9 protein-coding genes are annotated in these 19,614 nt (G+C 41.7%); all 9 read right to left on the bottom strand.

Annotation, left to right across the window (positions count from 1 at the left end):
- Positions 1 to 9 precede the first annotated feature (9 nt).
- Positions 10 to 2,010, bottom strand: coding sequence for a RagB/SusD family nutrient uptake outer membrane protein (locus GD631_RS06875; protein WP_004324534.1), 2,001 nt, complete (start codon positions 2,008 to 2,010; stop codon positions 10 to 12).
- A 10-nt stretch (positions 2,011 to 2,020) separates the two neighbouring features.
- Positions 2,021 to 5,170, bottom strand: a complete 3,150-nt coding sequence (locus tag GD631_RS06870; RefSeq protein WP_185911594.1) for a SusC/RagA family TonB-linked outer membrane protein — start codon at positions 5,168 to 5,170, stop codon at positions 2,021 to 2,023.
- Between the two features lie 120 nt (positions 5,171 to 5,290).
- Positions 5,291 to 7,024 (bottom strand): glycoside hydrolase family 43 protein, encoded by a 1,734-nt coding sequence (locus GD631_RS06865; RefSeq protein ID WP_143256937.1) that lies wholly within the window; start codon positions 7,022 to 7,024, stop codon positions 5,291 to 5,293.
- A 216-nt stretch (positions 7,025 to 7,240) separates the two neighbouring features.
- Complete coding sequence (locus GD631_RS06860) at positions 7,241 to 8,572, bottom strand: glycoside hydrolase family 43 protein (protein WP_143256936.1); 1,332 nt, start codon at positions 8,570 to 8,572, stop codon at positions 7,241 to 7,243.
- 19 nt (positions 8,573 to 8,591) lie between these two features.
- Positions 8,592 to 10,568 carry a glycoside hydrolase family 97 protein gene (locus GD631_RS06855; RefSeq protein ID WP_143256935.1) on the bottom strand — a complete coding sequence of 659 codons (1,977 nt, stop codon included), beginning with the start codon at positions 10,566 to 10,568 and terminating at the stop codon, positions 8,592 to 8,594.
- A gap of 20 nt (positions 10,569 to 10,588) precedes the next feature.
- On the bottom strand, positions 10,589 to 13,033 hold the full coding sequence (locus GD631_RS06850) for a glycoside hydrolase family 31 protein (RefSeq protein ID WP_143256934.1): 2,445 nt from the start codon (positions 13,031 to 13,033) through the stop codon (positions 10,589 to 10,591).
- 25 nt (positions 13,034 to 13,058) lie between these two features.
- Positions 13,059 to 14,786 carry a glycoside hydrolase family 43 protein gene (locus GD631_RS06845; RefSeq protein WP_143256933.1) on the bottom strand — a complete coding sequence of 576 codons (1,728 nt, stop codon included), beginning with the start codon at positions 14,784 to 14,786 and terminating at the stop codon, positions 13,059 to 13,061.
- Positions 14,787 to 15,217: 431 nt separating this feature from the next.
- Entirely contained in the window at positions 15,218 to 17,803 is a 2,586-nt protein-coding gene (gene xyl3A / locus GD631_RS06840; RefSeq protein ID WP_143256931.1) for a xylan 1,4-beta-xylosidase, read from the bottom strand.
- A gap of 96 nt (positions 17,804 to 17,899) precedes the next feature.
- A complete protein-coding gene (locus GD631_RS06835; RefSeq protein WP_143256930.1) occupies positions 17,900 to 19,498 on the bottom strand; it encodes a glycoside hydrolase family 43 protein in 1,599 nt (532 codons plus the stop codon).
- Positions 19,499 to 19,614 lie beyond the last annotated feature (116 nt).

Raw genomic sequence — 19,614 nt, 5'->3', positions numbered from 1 at the left:
CATAAGGGATTACCATCCCGGATTCTGCGGGAATTCAGCATACAGATACACGTCATTATCCAATAAGGGGAACCAGTAATGCTTCGTTCCAAATACCCGTTTCAAAATAGTCTCCTCACGGAAGTTTCTCACTTCTGCCTCTGCCGGATCATTATTCTTATAAAAGTCTTCATTCTCTACACGTTCGAATTCTTGTGAAGTCTTAATAGTATAGGGCTCTTCGGTCAGCAGCAACCAACGCTGCAAATCGTTAAAGCGGAAACCTTCAAAAGACAACTCGACAGCACGTTCACGACGAACTTCATCCATAAATTTCTGGGAATTGGAAATATATTCCGGACAAAGAGTACCTTTTTCATCACCCGGTTCCCCTCCACCAACAGGGCCTACTCCTGCACGTTTACGCAAAGTATTGATCGCATCTTCAGCCGTTTTACCAAAATTTGTAGATTTACCTGCAGCACCGTCTACTGCCGCACAAGCCTCAGCATACATCAAATAAATATCCGCCAAACGCATGTAAGGTAAATATGTATGCAGGTTACCCGACCAATTATAGAGTCCGTCATATTTATTAGCCTGATGCGGTACTAATTTCTGGATGAAATAGCCGGTACGGCTAGCATTGGCCACGGCTCTCATAGCTCCGCCCGTATACAGAGTGCAATAGCGCAAGAATTCCTTGTCTGCTTCAGGAATAGCTGCATTGACATAATGGAATCCGTCAAAAACTATGTCATGATAAAAACGGGCATCACGATTTCTAAATGGAAAATTCTTTCTAAAACCGGATTTTGTTTCATCTTCACTCAATGGCAAACCGTTCTCCATACCATATAAATTCACATAGTTGGCAGTAGGTTGGTGGATGATATTATCATGTTCAACCAAACCATAAATTTTAGGTCCCCACAACTTGGTCATATTCCAGTTACTACCGTTGAAGTCTTCGGACGGACCACGGAAAATAGCTTCTGTAGTACCCGGCATTTTCCAGTTCTGACCAGTAGTATAGAATATTTCAGAATAACTATTAGAAGCAGATGCCGATTTGGTATGATTATAAATATCACTATAATCAAACTGCGCCAATGCATATTGCGTCTGCCCGCTTTCGACAAGTGTCAGTAACTCTCCGAATGCCTCTGCTGCTTTTTTTGCATATTCTGTATTGTAATTGTAAGTATTGCTTCCACCTAGCTGTGCACCATGTTCCATCAGAGGACTGGCAGCCCAAAGATAATTCTTGCCCAGATAGCCTAATGCCATAATCTTGTTGATACGCAAATCATTCTTACCCGCGGTTTGTTTGCCAACAGTTGTGTTATCCCAATTAATAGGAAGCAAATCCGCTGCCATACGGAAATCGACTGCTGCTTTATCTGCACATTCCTGATAACTCAGACGTGGCAAAGACATTTTCTCTGTAGCAGATAAGACTGTATCAATATAAGGCAAGCCACCAAAATATTGCATCATTTCAAAGTGCCACCATGCGCGGAAAAAATAAAGCTGACCGGCAATCAATTTTTTCTCCTCATCCGTAGCTTCCGTTAACCTTTCTAGATTAGCGATACCGATGTTAGCCTTACGTATACAATACCATGCATGTGGCCACAGTGAATGTTTAAACTTAGCATTGCCGTCACTGTTCGGATGATAAGTAGCCGTAGGATCACTGCCGGTACGATAGAGCCAGCATTGATTATTGGTAGACCATGCACGGAAGTTACCCAAATCGACCTGATGCGTCATGTGGCTGTCACCTTCCGGGTTGAATATTTCATCATCTCCCCAATTCCAGGAAGTAGTATAATTGTTCTTCTCCTTATCAGGAATACAGTTGTATATTTCCTCGATAAACCCCTGAAAATTCCTAAAGTTCTTAAATGCTTCTTCTTCAGATACAGTAGAGTCAGCTTCCTTGTCTAGATAGTCCTCACAAGATGAAAATCCCAACGAGAAGAGCAATAAGCTACCGCATAAAAGAGTTCTATATATTTTTCTCATAGTACTTTGATTATAATGTAAATTTAACACCTAAGTTGAAACGTTTCACCGTAGGATACGCCCCTTGATTACCCGAACCTGCAAAATTTGATTCACGGTCGTCCGGCATCTTAGACCATACCCATAAGTTGTTTCCATTTAAGTAAATCTTCAAATTTTTCACCCCGAGTTTTCGCACCCATCCATCTGTAAAGGTATAGGCTATCTCTGCATTTTTCAGACGAATATAAGAACCGTCATAATAGTATTGCGTACCATTACTGTAACCGCTCACCTTTGACAACCAGCGCGGAGTTACAACATCGGCCGCATCGCCAGCCTCAGACCACCAGCTACCCTGATCATACACCGTATTCATCTGACTGCCAAAACTGGTCAACTGAACGACACGAGTCACATTGTTTACACCATAGAACTGAACAAAAGCACTAAATCCCTTCCACTCAAAGCCAAGAGTAGCATTATATGTGTTCTGTGGAGTATCAGAGTAACCGTAAGGAGCTTGGTCCTTGCTGTCGACGACACCATCCCCATTGAAATCGACAATATAATAGTCTCCGGGAAGACGTTGTGAATTGTTTGTATCATGCTGCGGGCTACCAATCACATCGTCATAAGAATTCAAATATCCATTATCAATATATGCCTTATTCTGACCAATGGCATAACCAGCCACCTTTTGATACCCAGCCAACAATGGAGCATCGTCTTTTTCAAGTATCTTATTTTCCGCATGGGTCATGCTCATATTAGCCCAAACGCGCATCTTATTGGAAAATGTCTTGTTGATACGAAGTTCCAACTCATAACCTTTGGTTCTAACCTTACCTAAGTTAGCAGTAACTGCTGTAGTACCAAAATAAGAAGGAATAGCCCGATCGCTTCCACCCACCAGAATATCAGTACGTTTATCACGAAAGACTTCCACGCTACCTGCAAACAAACCATCCCAAAAAGAGTAATCAATACCAAAATTCAATTTCTTTACTTTCTCCCAATGCACATCAGAATTACCTACTGCTGATTCACGATACCAAGTATATGGACTTTCACCACGATCTACATCCAAAGACGAGGTTCCGCCGTAAGCCCATTGATTCATATACAACCAACGTGTTTTTACATTATCATCACCGATTTCACCATAAGAAGCACGAATTTTCAACATATCCAAAATTCTGCGTTCTTTCAAGAATTTCATAAACGGTTCTTCACTAACCATCCATCCGATAGCACCGGAATTAAAGAATGCAAAACGATTTTCTTTGCTGAACTTCTCGGAACCATTATAAGCACCATTATATTCAATAAAATACCGATCCGCCCAATTATAAGTAGTACGGAATGCCCAGTCTTCACGATAGTGAGGAATTTCACTTCCTGTAGCCGTTTCTTGACGACTGAACAATCCCATAAGGGTAACATTATGCTTTCCAAAACTACGGGCCCAATTTAACTGTGCCTGATAATTAAGGTTACGCTGTGTCGCCCAATTCTTGACTTCACCACCTTCCGTATTCCACATTACACCCTGCATAAAATCAAAACCTGTATTGTTGTCATACGACTTTTTATAACTGACCTCCCCTGTATCCGGATTAATCCATTTATGTTGTGCGTCGTTATATAGGTCATTGATACCGCGTTTCCATTCTACAAAAGTATTATCCCAAGAAACCATAGCCCTTGCACTCAATCCTTTCGTTATAAAGCTCAAATCCTGTTCCAATGCAAAGTCAGTTGTTATCTGTGTAGTAGTGGTAGTCATCGTACCTCCCAATGAAACATTTTCTGCAGAATTGGTAACATTCGAAATATTCGGATAATATCCCCATGAACCATCCGAATATTTTGGAAGAAATACATCCGGAGCAATATTATACGCCCCCGCCCACTGCTGGGCAATCGACCAGTCGGCCGAGCTATCATAATTGGAATTATTATAAGGAGTTTTCTTGTATCCATTAGAGCCCGCTACATTAACCTTAAAAACAGTACTCTTGGTTATCTGAAAATCCAAATTACTACGTACATTAATTCTGTCATATCCATAACCGGAATTATAATCACGCCCATTATCAAATACATCGAACAAGTCCCCCTCATGCACATAATCGACAGAAGCGAAATATTTTACAAACCGAGTTCCACCGCTGACATTCACATTTGCATTGTAGGACATCGCATAGTCTTTGAACAATACATCCTGCCAGTCCACATTCGGATAGCGTTCCGCTTCTTCCAAATTTGCCGGATTACGATACTTATTAATTATTGACTGCGGCTTTATGTACGACCATGAATCTGGATACAAGCTCAACTCATGCTCAATAGCCATATTGCGTGCCATCAAAGCATCATAAGAATCCAACTTGTTAGGAAGCTTGGAAGGTATCTTCATCGTGGCATTGGCTGCTATGTTTATTTGGGCAGCTCCCTCAGTTCCGCGTTTAGTCGTTACCAAAATGACACCATTTGCACCTTTCACACCATAAACAGCAGTTGCAGAAGCATCCTTCAAGACAGAAATAGATTGTACAGAAGCAATATCCACACTGCTCATCGGACGTTCTATGCCATCCACCAGTACCAACGGGTCACTATTATTCCATGAACTAGTCCCACGTATTGTGATTTTCGGTTCTTCTTCACCTGGCATACCGGAACTTTGAGTCGTTATAACCCCCGGCAGGTTACCGGTTAACGCCGCACCAATATCAGAAATACCAGCCGCCCGTTCCAATACTTTTCCAGTGGTCTGCGTGATAGCACCTACCACACTCGCTTTCTTCTGTTGTCCGTAACCTACAACTACTACTTCTTCCAGTTGTTTAGTATCATCTTCCAACACCACTTTAAAAAGACCTTTGGAAACCACTTTTACCTCCTGTGGTTTCATTCCTACATACGAAACAATAAGGGTAGACTTCTCATTGGGTACGGTCAATACAAAATTTCCATCTATATCTGAAATCGTACCTATTGAATTATTACCCTTTAAAACTACTGAGGCTCCAATGATTGTCTCACCATTACTGTCAAGAACCGTTCCCCTCACCGTTATCCCTTTCTGTGCTGATGCTGTTACAAAACTAAACAACATAAGGAGAAACAAGTAAGGAATCTTTTGAATTTTCTTCGTTACATTTTTCATTACCATTAGTTTAAGATGTTAATTAACTACATTGTTTTCTAATCATCATTCTTTTTTTAAGTGCGTTAGCCATCATTATAAATATCACTCATAATTACTAGCATTATATTTATATAAAAAAAATAATTATTTGCAAGTAGCGTATAATCCAATTGTAGTACCGGTAAATCCACCAGCCGTTGTAGTAGAGAGATAACTAGGATCTACATCTTTACAAAGCAGTTTCCAGCTTTTCTCACCATCAATAGAATAATAGAAATCGTAACCAATTCCTTGAGATACTAATTTCAAATATACTTCATTTGTATCTGCGTCTATTTCATCTGAAGCCAATGTCTGTTCCTTTTCACCAATTTGTTTCAGAGAAATATTTTTATTCTCACCCACTTTATTCAAGCAGAAGAAATATTGATGCGTCTCATCTTTAAACAACAGCATTCCGGCTGTTTCCTTATCGTTAGAAGGATTGAACAACATACGGGTAGCACATTCAAATTTATGATGTTGTAACCGATGGCAGACAAATGCCGGAGTCTTCTTTTCCGTAGCGCTAATATTTGCACACTTCAAGGTCAGATATCCGGGCGTTTCCGTCAATGAATATAAATCGGAAGCAGAAGCTCTTAAAGTCATCCAAGTCATGTCGAGTATAGGAGAATCAAAGTTCTCTATTAACTCGAAATTACCATAAGTAACTGTCGTATCTCGTTTCACCCCTTCACGTCTTATAATCATAGGTACTAAATCATCGCCTTGTGTCATGTACGGGAACCCGTCTTCACTCCATTTCACCGGCATCATAAATGTTTCACGTCCCAAATTCTCAAACTGATTATTGATAGGGCGACAAGCCAGAAAAACAGCCCACCAATCTCCCTCTTTTGTTTGAATCAAGTCTGCATGACCAGCACAAGTTACCGAATTCGGACGATCAGAATTTAAATGTCTTTGCGTCAGGATCGGATTATTTTCCCATGGAAGAAATTTACCCATCGGAGAATCACCACAGAAAATCACTTCCGAATGCCAGTTCCCTGTTCCACCTTCGGCGGACATCAAGAAATACTTTCCATTTATCTTATATAAATGAGGGCCTTCTATCCAAATTGGTTTGTCTGCCGGTTGAGCTCCTTTGTTTACTAGGATTTTACGGGGACCGATCGTCTTATCCGTCTTCACATCAAACTCTTGTATACGTATGGTACGATGCCCACTATATTCAGGCTTATTATCCGGAGCCTCATCATTATTAACAATATATGCCTTACCATCTTCATCAAAAAAGAAAGAAGGATCAATTCCTCCGACTTCCGGCAACATGACAGGCTCTGACCATTCACCAAACGGATCTTGTGTCTTAACAAAGAAATTCCCGGCTCCCACATTGGTAGTCACCATATAGTAGGTCTTATTATGCGGATTATAGGAAATAGCCGGAGCAAAAATACCGCCACTCACTTTCTGTCCTTCCATATTCACTAATTGCGAAGCACGGTTCAACACATGCCCTATCTGTTTCCAATTCACCAAGTCCTTGCTGTGAAAAATAGGAACACCGGGGAAATAAGTGAATGTAGATGTTACCAGGAAATAATCACCTTCTCCATTTGTGCAAACACTAGGATCGGAATACCATCCCGGCAAAATAGGATTATAAAAATAATCTTCACCTGATAGAGGATTGGAAATATAAAAATCATCATTTCCTTTATAAGAAAAATAATCAAAGAGAGCCACAGATTTTCCAATAGTCGGTAATTGTTGTTCTTTCTTTGAGTTACATGACATCATTGCTATCCCCAACATAAATATGGAGAGCCAAACGATTGACATTGATTGTATAACCCGTGTATTCTTCATAATACTTCTTATTTTCTTTATAATCAAATATGAATTACTGTTCTTTCCTGCAAAGATATGCCAGCTCATAAAACTACAGACATAATTATGTTACGGGCTTCTTTTCCCAAATAACATCTTCATTTTCAATGTTACATCTATCTTTCCTCTTGTAGCGCGCCCAAACAATCACACTGATTATCAATATATTACAATCTTACTTTTTTTTATAAAAAGCTATTCAAATCCCCAATAATCCAGATTGAAAAGTTTGTTTCCTTTCTCTCCTTTAAAGCAGAAATAAAGATCATGTACACCCTTTGCATTCTTTATCCGGCATGACATCTGTTTATATATATCCAGTCCTCCTGTCGGTGATATACTGACACTGCCTATTACCGGACCTTCTGTGCTGTCCAGACGAATTTCTATCATTCCGCCTTTTTCAACACAAGCTGCGCTTACACTGAATTTTTTTGCTCCCTTCTTGCCAAAGTCGACACCACGCACACACAGATATTCATTATCATCGATATCGGTTATATACAAACCACCATTCTTATGATTTTCAGCTTTAAGACCATATCCCCAAGCCATCGTTTCAGCTTCCACTCTACGGTAAGGATTAAAGTTTTCAATCTGTTCCAGTTTCGTCTCCTGCCAATAAGGAACTTCCTGAATAGTTCCATCCGGATTATAATGCATTTTTGCAACAGACGTGGAACGACGTTCCTTATGATCCAATGTTTCCAAATGAAGCAAATCATAATTTAGGCCAAATACATAAGAGCTACCTTTATAATCGATAATTCCAGGATGATTTCCTCTACTCCGCTCTGTTGGACGCATAATATATCCTTTTGTACTCCATGGTCCGGTAGCTTTGTCGCTCATGGCATAGCCAATCCCTTCCGGGCAACAAGTTGAAGCGAAAGCCATGTAATAATGCCCGTTCCGTTTATACACCCACGGACCTTCCTGATAATGTTCCGGTTTATTTTCTACTTGTACAATTTCCCCCGAATATGAAATCATATCCTCATTCAGTTTCACATAATAAACATTCGGATTGCCCCAATACATATACGCTTGTCCGTCATCATCAATAAATACGGTCGGGTCAATGTCGTACCAATGCTCCTTCTGCCAAACCAACGGTTTGTTCAATGGGTCTTTAAAAGGACCGTAAGGAGAGTCGGAAACCAATACGCCAATACCATTACCGTGAATCGGACAATACATATAAAATTTGCCATTACGTTCGATGACTTGTTCTGCCCAGGCACCGTTATCACGTTTCACCCAATCAAAACTCTTCAGAGAAGCGACCGCTCCATGATCGGTCCAATTGACCATATCGGTGGAAGTATAAAGTAACCAGTCCAACATTTTGAATCCTTCGGCATCATCCTCATCATGAGTTGTATAAAGGAAAACGGTATCATTATATACCATCGGAGCCGGATCAGCGGTATATTTTGTCTGGATAATAGGATTTTGTGCCACTCCTAAAGTAGCGGTAGTCATTGCCAACAGGAGTAATACACCCCAAAAATTCAAGTTTTTCATATTCTATCAGTTTAAACAGTTATTTGGTTATTAATACTCCACCATTGCAAGGAATAGATAGTTGCAATTCTTGTTTCTTTCCTATTCCTATTTGTTTTACGCTACCCTGCAATGCCTTATCATCACTAAATAGTCTCACCTTTTCTCCATTGGAGAACATCGGCAAATTAACTTTAAGTTTCAGTGTTTCCTTCTGCGCATTTACTCCGGCAATATACCATTTGTCGCCATGACGACGGGCAAGAATAACGTATTTACCAGGATAACCGTCAATGAAACGTACCTCGTCCCAAGTCGTTGGAGCCTCTTTCATAAAATCAATAGCCCACGACGGAGCATCGGTCAGGTTATTCGGTGCCAGAGCAAAATGCTGTACCGGACTCTGAAATAGAACCGCCGTAGCCAGTGCGTAGACATCTGATGTCACCCGCCGGCTTCCCCGTGGAGCATTATCCGCATTATAATATTTGTTCAATGCACTACCGCCAAAATCCATGCTACCTACAGTGTTACGGATAAACGGATGCAGGGTGGCATTAAAAGCCTCATGATCACAGCTGCCTTGAGAGAAATGAAGATTTTCACTAGCCAATACAGCCTCACTCGATGCGAAGTTAGGATACATACGTTCCCAGCCACGAGGCAAAGTACATCCATGGAAAATAACTAAAAGACCGTACTCGTTTGCATCCGACAAGATATCCTCATACAACTGCATGGTCATTTGCTTGTCACCTCCGAAAAAGTCAACTTTTATTCCACGGATACCAATGCTTTGCATCCATTTCATCTCCTTACGTCTGGCTATCGCATTATCCATAATACCTCTCGGAGTTTGCGGAGCATCATTCCAATACCCATTCGAATTATACCACAAATAAAGAGCTACCCCTTTGTCCTTCCCATATTTAGCCAATTCTTCAATTTTATCACGTCCTATTTGTTTATCCCACAAGGCATCCACCAACACAGACTGATACCCCATTGCTGCCGAGAAATCAATATACCGGAGTTGCTCTTTGTAATTAGTACTTCCATCCATACCGATAATCCAGCTCCATGAACCCCTGCCATACGTATACTCTCCTTTTGCAGGATAAAGCGGTTTTACAACATCAAAAGGAACCGTTGTCTCCACTATTGGAGCCAAAGTCTTGCCCACAGTAATAGTACGCCAAGGCGTCTCGCCCGGTAATGCTATCCCCGGAGAAACCGTACCATTCCCATTTGCTTCACCTTCTTGCGGAAATCCAATGGTATATGTCCCTACTTCTTGTCCCAACAGACGGCTCGCACAATATCCGCCATTTACTCCCGTTTCGGAAACAAGCGCCCAACCGTTATCTCCATTACGGAACAAACAGGGAAATGTATATCCTTCTCCCCAGCCATTTTTCCCTGCGACATCATCTGCCGTATAAGACGTCTCATAACTTGGAGAAGTACGGGCAAATCCTCCCATCGGTTTACTTTGCGGACAAAGGAAAGTGGTGATTCCGTCAGGAAATGCAAATCCTGTGACTTCTTGCTTAACCACGCAACTTAGTGTCTCACCTTGCGGATACATCTTATATTTAAAAGCAACATCGTTATTACTTATGCGGAATATAACATCATAAATTGTTTTCCCTTGTTGTGTAAACGAAAATACAGCTTCATTTGCCACATAACGAACCTTGCTCTGCTTAATAGAAGCCAACTTGTATGTTTCATCTATTTTATTTGTTGAAACATTTTTCTCCAGCGACATCCCCGATGAAAAATCTCCTATATTTGCTATAATCCCTAATGGAGATGGCTTCAAAAAGAGAACATTGTCATAACTAACAGAATAAGAGGGTCTTCCATCCATATCTGCGACTGTTACTACCAACTTTCCATCAGGACTTGTTATCTGTTTATTTTCTGCACTTGCAACGCTACTACCCAATAGCATAGCCATTACTATAAAAAACTTCATCATATTTCTACTTTTTAGATTCTTTTCTACTGACATAATCACACATTCTATTACAATCAAAACTTTACAGAAATTGCCTTCCCATTATAATCGACGTTTTTTTGAGTCCCGTCCTGAAGAGTTACAGTAAACTTACGGTTCTTCAACATTCCCTCATACGCACCTTTTCTTGCCCCTATCGTCAATTTACGAGATGCATTATTCCAAGAGATTGGAATTTCCGTATAAGCTCCTTTTTCGTAATTGTAATTATCAAATTCATCTTCATATAAAATGAAGTTTCCATTCGCACCCGCATACACCTTCAATTCAAGATGATCCCACGGTTTTTCAGTTGCATACTGAACTTGTGGACCGACAGGAATAATACTACCCGCTTTTACATACAATGGAATAACATCCAGTGTAGTCTCTTTGGTAATTTCCTTTCCGCCTTCGTGTTTCTCGTTCGTCCAGAAGTCATACCATAGCGTTCCTGCCGGTAAGTATATTTTGGTAGATTTCGTTTCCATGAAATCCACAACAGCGTCAGTTTTTGTTTTTTTCGCCCCATCTCTGTTCCATCCTTCTTCTTCGGAGACTTTTACCACAGCTTCCGGTGTATATTGTGCATGAGCAATCGGAGCCACAAGGAGCGATTTTCCAAACATATATTCGTCATTGATATCCCACACCTTTCTGTCATCTACAAAATCCATCATCAAAGCGCGCATAAAACTCGATTGGCGATTGCTCACCTCCCTAGAAGTAGAATAAATATAAGGCAACAGAGAGTAACGTAAACCTATCATCTTCTCGATAGCATCATATACAGGCTCACCCTTCTTTCCGAACTTATAGATTTCCCTATAAACATCCGTCCCGTGCGAACGCATCATCGGATTGAACGTTCCAAACTGCAACCAACGCACATAAAGCTCCTGATACAATGGATTTTTCGAAGCACTATCATCATTCCAGCTTTTATTATAATGTCCTGCAAAAAAGCCACCAATATCACTATTCCAGTGAGGCATACCACACAAAGAAAAGTTTAATCCGGCAGGAATCTGATTTCTAAAACTCTCCCAGGTGGAAGCGACATCACCACTCCATACATTTGCACCATAACGTTGCTGCCCCAAGAATCCGGAACGGGTTAAAATAAACACACGTTTGTCCGAAGTCACTGCACGCTGATGGTCGTAAACCCCTCCGACAGTCATCAACGGATAAGCATTGCGCACCTTACGGAACGAGCCCAAATAGGTTTTGGTATCCATATCCTCCGGCTTCCAGTCCAAATGATCGGGTTCGGTAGAGTCCATCCACCAGGCATCCATTCCCAACTTGAAAATTCCATCATTCAGATATTTCCAATAAATATCACGCGCTTCGGGATTGTAAGCATCATACACCCTTACACCGGAAGGATATTCCATGTTGGGGGGCCATGACTCCAATCCCGATTGCGGCCAGGTAGTGAAGCTAAACAACATCCCTTTTTTGTCCAATTCTCTATAAGGTTTGGTCATCGGTCCGAATGACGACCAGATAGATATAGCCATGTGTGCGTTCATCGCATGGACATCCTCAATCATCTTTTGAGGATTATTGAAAGCCGGATTCTGAAAATCCATCGCATTCCACAAATAGTTATGCCCCCAATATTGCCAGTCCTGAATAATGCCATCCAAGGGAATACCCAATTCACGATATTTACGAACAACGTCTACCACTTCCTCCTGGCTCTTATATCTTTCTTTACTTTGCCAGTAACCATAAGTCCATAAAGGAAACATCGGTGCTTGTCCGGTCAAGCTGCGTACCTGTGCTATTACACCATCGGCATTCTTCCCATACATGAAATAATAGTCCACACAGTCACCTACTTCAGAGCGGAAAGATGTTTCAGTTTCGTTATCTGTAAAAAGAGTCGGCGAATAGTTATCCCAAAACACACCATATCCTTTAGTAGACTGGAAGAAAGGTGACACATCTTCAACATTTCCCTGTATCAGATTTTTAGTCATGTTCCGCTGAATCATCTTTCCATTTTGCAATTGCCCCAAACCATAGATGGCTTCCTCCTTATCTAATACAAAAGGTTGATAAACCTGATAAGTTTTTGTCCCTGCATCATCGAAATCGATAAACTGCATACCGGATTTCTCTACCAATAACGACTTGCCATCCTTTGAGAAATAAGAAACAATTCCCGTCCCGGCGTCCACACTGACACTTAGTTCGCTGGTGTTCAATACAATCTTATTATCTTGTATGTCAGCTTTGAAACTCACCTTTTCAGGTTTGGCAATTACAGAAAGACTCTGTTTTTCATAGGCAACACCTTCCGGAGACTTTATTACTCTCGCCACAGCAGGCGCAAAGAATTGTACTTCTATATCCACTGCATTCACAGTAGTCTTGATACCGGACGATGTTTTCTGATAGTTTTGTGCGAATAAAATATTTGTGTTGAAGCATAAACATATGCCCCAAAATAGATGATGTATTTTCATAATTATAGAATGACAAGGTTTCTAATTAATTACCAGCTGATGTTGCATACAAGCCAATCATTGCTCCTGTAAATCCCTCTGCTACGTTTGTAGAAAGAATATCACCGGAAACGGTTCCTCCTAAATTTATAAAACTCTTTCCATCAGTCGAATAATTAAAACGATAATGATCTCCATTGGCTGTTACTTGCAGTGTCACAGGTCTCTCTACCTCTATCTTTACCTCTCCTAGAACACTTGTTTGACCTTTTTCAGTTCTTTGCAGTATCAGATAATAGTCTTTTCCCTTTTTAGTGATACCGAAAACATAGTGATATCTTTCATTTTGATAACATGTTATACCGGCAAAATCTTTCTCGTTTTTCGGTTTGTACTCCATGGTCGCTGCCGCTGTAAATTGATTATGCTGCTGACGGTAGAACAAAGTAGAAGTAGGTTTCACTTCATTGATATTTGAGGTAAAAGGGATGATCCGCAACCCTTTATCGGTCATATCAACGAAATCTTCACGAGGACCTCTAAGACCGATCCATCTAAAGTCTAATGTCTTATCGGAGAAATCATCCTTAAAGACAAAGTTGCCACTAGGCAAATAACCGTTTTTCCCTGTTTGGTTCTCAACTCCCGAAGGCATCTTCAATGTAGGTTTCATAGGGATAAGCCCATTCTCGAAAACGGGAAATGTTCCGCTCCAGTCCACCGGAAGAATAAAAGTTTCGCGTCCGGTATTCACTCTGTTCTTCTCATTGGGGCGTATTCCTAAAAATACACCATAATATTTTCCATCGGGTCCCTCCACTAAGTCTGCATGACCGGCCCAGTCTACTTTATCCGCCCGGTTTGCAGGAAAATAACGTTGAGTTAAAATAGGATTATTATTTGCCGGGAGATAAGGTCCTTTCGGATGATCACTTACAAAAATGACTTCGCTATGCCAGCCTCCGGTTCCTCCTTCGGCACACATTAAATAATAACGTCCATCTTTCTTATAGATATGAGGAGCTTCAATCCATATCGGCTTTTCTTCTATATTGACGCCACCGTTTACTATGATCCGGTCCGTTCCCGGAACCACTTTATCATTCTCCACATCATAATCCCATATTTTTATGACACGGTGTCCCGAGTAACGCTCGTTTGCTTTAGCAGGAGCATCATTATGTACCACGTATGCCTTGCCATTATCATCAAAGAAAAGAGAAGGATCAATGCCTTCAAATTGTAGTTTGATCGGATCACTCCAGCCATTCTCCGGATTCTTTGTCTTTACCACCATATTTCCAAAGCCACCTGAAAATTGAGTGGTTATCATATAAAACGTATCATTATTGGGATTATATCTTATAGCAGGAGCATATACACCTGCACTAATACCACAATCTTCAACCTTTAATTGTGACGTTCTGTCCAGCACATGACCGATTTGTTTCCAGTTGACCAGATCATTAGAATGGAAAATAGGTACCCCGGGAAACATGGCAAAAGATGAGCACACCAAATAATAATCATTCCCTTTCCGTGTTATACTCGGATCGGGATAGCAACCCTGCAAAATAGGATTATAGAACTCACCCGGCTTTAAAGGATTGTTTTGATAAATAGCATCCTCCCCCTGATAAATAAATTGCGTAAAGACAGGAGCATTTTTCGTTATTTTACCCTTACCACTCACCTCCATATTAAAAAACAACATAATAAATACGACAAGCCCCACGGATTGCCAGCCCGACAAAATCAATCTTAATGTTCTCATATTATCACTTTTTATTTTCTATAATTTTCTGTTCCATAGTAGTGTTTGCAAATGTATCGATTCGGTTTTATCATATATGTACAATCATGATACAGGCATCTATATACAGGTTACATTTATCACAGACATGTAACATGATTCTTTTCTGATGTAACAAAAAGCCCCAAAACAGAAAAATGGTAAGATAAATGACTACATTACCTATTATTTCAGCACTTTTATCTCCATCATGTAAAAGACTGAATATCAAGCATTAGCAAATATTCATTTTCCTTTAAAAGAAAGCCCCCGTTGGTTTAAAAGAAACGGGGGCTTGGTTTAAAAGAAACGACCCGTTCCTTTTAAAGGAACAAGGTCGTTCTTTCTTTATTCATTCAATAAATAAATCCGGATTGTCTATCTGTAAAAATAAACAAAATTCCAAAGCGGTATTACTGTACGTTCATTACAATCGTTTTCAACTTATTTCTATCAGAAGTTCCTCCATACAGTAATTCATAAGTACCTGTCACCGGATGCATGGTATTAGTCGCCTCATCAAACCATTCGAAACTCTCATGTGTAAGAGGAATGGTTACTGATTTAGTTTGCCCGGCAGGAATGTGGACACGCTTGAAAGCACGCAAGGTATAACGGGGACCGTCTTTATCTGCCGGAGATCGCAGATAAACCTGAACCACTTCATCCCCGTCTCGCTGCCCTACATTACTCACCGGAACAGTCAACATAACAGTTTCTCCATTTCCAATCGTATTCTTACTTAGATCAGCCTCACCATAAGTAAACGTAGTATAACTCAACCCATGACCGAATGGGAAAAGTGGTTGCTGTTGCATATATCGATAGGTACGCCCCTTCATGGAATAGTCTTCAAAGTCCGGCAATTGATTCACATCCTTATAGAAAGTGACCGGCAGGCGTCCACCGGGATTATACTCTCCCCAAAGAGCATCAACGATAGCTGTACCACCCGCCTGTCCCGGATACCATGCCTGCAGAATCGCTTCACAAGTAGTCGTTTCGGGCACTAGTCCGATAGCTGAACCGGAATAATTGATAAAGACAACCTTTTTACCAGCCTTCTTCAAAGCTTTCAACAAATCACGTTGAACGTCCGGAAGTTCAATATCCGTACGGTCACCACCCTTAAATCCGGGAACTTCTACCGGCATTTCCTCACCTTCCAGACTTGGAGAAATTCCACCTGCAAAAAGAATCACATCAGCATCCATTACTTTCTTCACTGCAAGGTTCAAGTCGATCCCGACCTCTTTGCCCAGATCAAAATCAAGTGTAGCCCTTTCATTCCGTTGTTTGAATAAAATCTCGATATGATACTCTTTTCCAGCTTTCGCCTGTAACGTATAGAGGTTCGTCGGATTCTTAACATATATTTTCTGGGCCACTTGCTCACCATTTATAATAAGAGTCACTTCACCATCCAGTTGGAAACGGAAAGCAACATCACCGGACTGCGAAGGACGAAAGACAGATTCATAACGAGCCGAGAAATTAGTAATTTCCACACCGGGCGCAAATGTAGTAGCCCCTGTTGTTGCAAAATGGAACGGAGTGGAAATCTGGTCAGTAGCAGCCACTTCCCCTTCACGATCACGATTATTCCAATATTCTGCCAAGAAACCGGGTTTACCATTTATGCTACATTCATCAAACAGGCTTTGGAGTGTCTTTCCGTCCACACGGTCACAACCCGGTTCGTATATGATTTGTCCTTCCGGTAGTTTGGCACGGACAGCTTCCAATAAGGTAACCGTATGTGCCGGAATTCCGTTATAATTTCCCCACTGCATCACGGAGTCATTGGCATTAGGTCCCATAACGGCTACTTTCAGATGGGTATTCAGAGGCAGGATGTTGTTTTTATTCTGCAAGAGCACCAATGATTCACGGGCCATACGCAAAGCCAATGCCTGATGTTCCTTACTATTCAACACAGAGGCTGGAATTTCCGACCAAGCCGGTTGGTCGTCCATTTCTCCCAGTTCAAAACGTGCTGTCAACAAACGTTTCAATGAAATATCTATTTCTTTTTCGTCAATCAAACCGGCTTTTACAGCATCCGCCAGTGAAGCATATTCACTTCCACATTCAAGGTCTGTGCCTGCCCGCACAGCAGCGGCCGAAGCGTGTTCCTTGTCCGGGTGAGTCCCATGCGTTCCCGGTCTATAGAAATCGGAAATCGCTCCACAGTCAGAGACTACAATGCCTTTGTATCCCCATTCATCCCGCAATATTTGCATCAACAGGCGATTACTGCCACAACAAGGCTCTCCCTCAAAACGATTGTAGGCACACATCACTTCCTTTACATGCGCTTTCTGTACCAAATCTTTAAAAGCAGGCAGATAGGTTTCCCATAAATCCCGGGGATTTATATTCTCCGCATCAAAACTATGCCGGTTCCACTCCGGTCCTGAATGAACGGCAAAGTGCTTGGCACATGCGTGCAGCTTATCATATCCGGCATCTTCCGGTCCTTGCAAGCCACGGACTACAGCCATTCCCATTTGTCCTGTCAAATAAGGGTCTTCCCCATATGTTTCTTGACCACGTCCCCAACGAGGGTCACGGAATATATTGACATTCGGTGTCCAGAATGTTAATCCCTGATAGCGTTTCAGCACGCCGCTTTCACCGAAAATACGCGATTTTACGCGAGCCTCATCGGAAGTGGCATTGAACACTTCATATAATAATGAATCATTAAAAGAAGCTCCCATACCGATAGACTGGGGAAAAACAGTAGCCAATCCGGCACGTCCCACACCGTGCAACGCCTCATTCCACCACTCATATTCTTTAATTCCCAGTCGGGGGATAGCAGGTGACGCATTTTGCATGATTGATACTTTTTCTTCCAAAGTCAACCGGGGCAACAAATCCTCCGCCCGTTGTTCCGCCGTTAAAGAAGTGTCCTGGTAAGGCAGCAATTGCTTACATGCCGAAAACGATAACACCAAACAAACACCCATAATCGGTATCCAACCTCTTTTCATAATATTATACTTATTAGTTATGATTAATTTGGAAACAAAAATAGCCTATTTCCTAATAAAACAATGTTTCATTGGTTACAAATACATATTTGTGTGTTACATTGACGCATCACAGAACGAATAATCAAAAGAGTCCACATCCACATAACCGCCCACGGAACGTGTAGCATAGTTAAATATGGCAAACTTACTGCCCATGAACATACGGGTGTAGTCAAATTTCATCTTAATAGGCAGACCGACAGGTAGCCATGTTTTCCCATCAAGACTATAAGAAAAACGAGCCTCATCCCGTCCATTGGTAAAGTCACCTTCCACACGCAAGTAGACAAGCTCTTTGTTAAGAGGTATACGGGCTTGTTCGGTCATATCCACACGGCTAATGGCACGCTTCGTTTTCTCAAACACACTTTTCTGTTCACTCATCACAAGAGACAGTTTATTTCCGTTCTTTTCAATCGTAAGCACACCGCTGTCACCATTAAAAGCCGATAATCCTGCACGGTCACCATCTTTCATCCCCCCCAGAGAGAGACTGACAGTGCCCATGCATTTCGGTCCTACCATACGTTGAGTCAACGTATTGGGAGCAACAAACAGGTTATCTACCACACGAGAGGTTTTCAAACGCAGAAATCCGGGACGGTCGGTAAGACTCCATGCCTGATCGACGGGGTTATGATTCCACTGCCAATAGAGGGAAAGCCCGGAAGCGGAAAAATCATCCGAACCGCAGATACCATCCATTGACATATACGATAAAGTGGTATCATTCGGAATGTGCCCGTCCTTGTCTCCCAGCATAGGCCAACCATCTTCCGTCCATGTACAAGGCATGAGACACGGCACACGCCCTACGCCACCACGATCTTGGAAAATGAGTCCGTACCATTCTCCGTTTTTCCCGTCTACGATGCATCCCTGACCAACACCGCCATGCCCGTCAAACTCCGTTTCAAGAATGACACGCTTTTCGTAAGGTCCGGTTATCTTATCGGCACGATAGCACACTTCACGACGCAGACGGCCGGGAATACTCCAATCCATAGAAATCATCAGCAAATAATATTTCCCATTATGCTTGATGACGGAACTACCTTCCAACAGACCTTGTTCGTCAGCATCCCGTTCAAATATTTGCTGATTGATGCCACCGGGAAGTACATCGGTCAAATCGGGTTTCAACTCCGTAAGCTGTCCTGTACTGTGAAAGAGATACACCCGCCCGTCATCATCAAACAGAAGCGAACCGTCATGAAAATGCGGGGGACGCGAAAGAAGTTTCCAGGGACCGGCCGGATCTGTCGCAGTATAGACAAACCCACGTCCGGGCGCGCCATTGGCTGTAAACCATACATAGAATTTACCGTCATGATAGCGGATAGATGATGCCCATTGTCCTTGCCCGTAAGCAGTGCCTTCGAGCAGATCATAACGGGGGCCATCGTCAATGCGAGGAAATACGTAGCTGATAGTTTCCCAATGTTTCATGTCCGGCGAACGCATGATAGGCGCTCCCGGCATCAGGTGCATAGTAGTGGAAACCATGTAAAAGTAATCACCTGCGCGACACACCGACATATCGGGTACGTCAGCATAAAGAATAGGATTACGGTATTGTGCTCCGGCTGATAGCGGGAAGAACAATGTAAAAAGAGTACACAGTAAAATAGTGTTGATTTTTGTTTTCAGCATAATCATCGTTTTTTATTAACTGGCTACATTATCTATTATTTGAAAGCTAATTATTTAAAATGTTCCTTGTTATCTTCCACATCACAAAAATAGAAAATGCAAACAGATATATTGCC

This window comes from Bacteroides luhongzhouii, assembly GCF_009193295.2.
Lineage (GTDB): Bacteria > Bacteroidota > Bacteroidia > Bacteroidales > Bacteroidaceae > Bacteroides > Bacteroides luhongzhouii.
The sequence above is the reverse complement of the archived record's forward strand: the minus strand, read 5'-3'. Positions and strand labels throughout refer to the sequence as shown.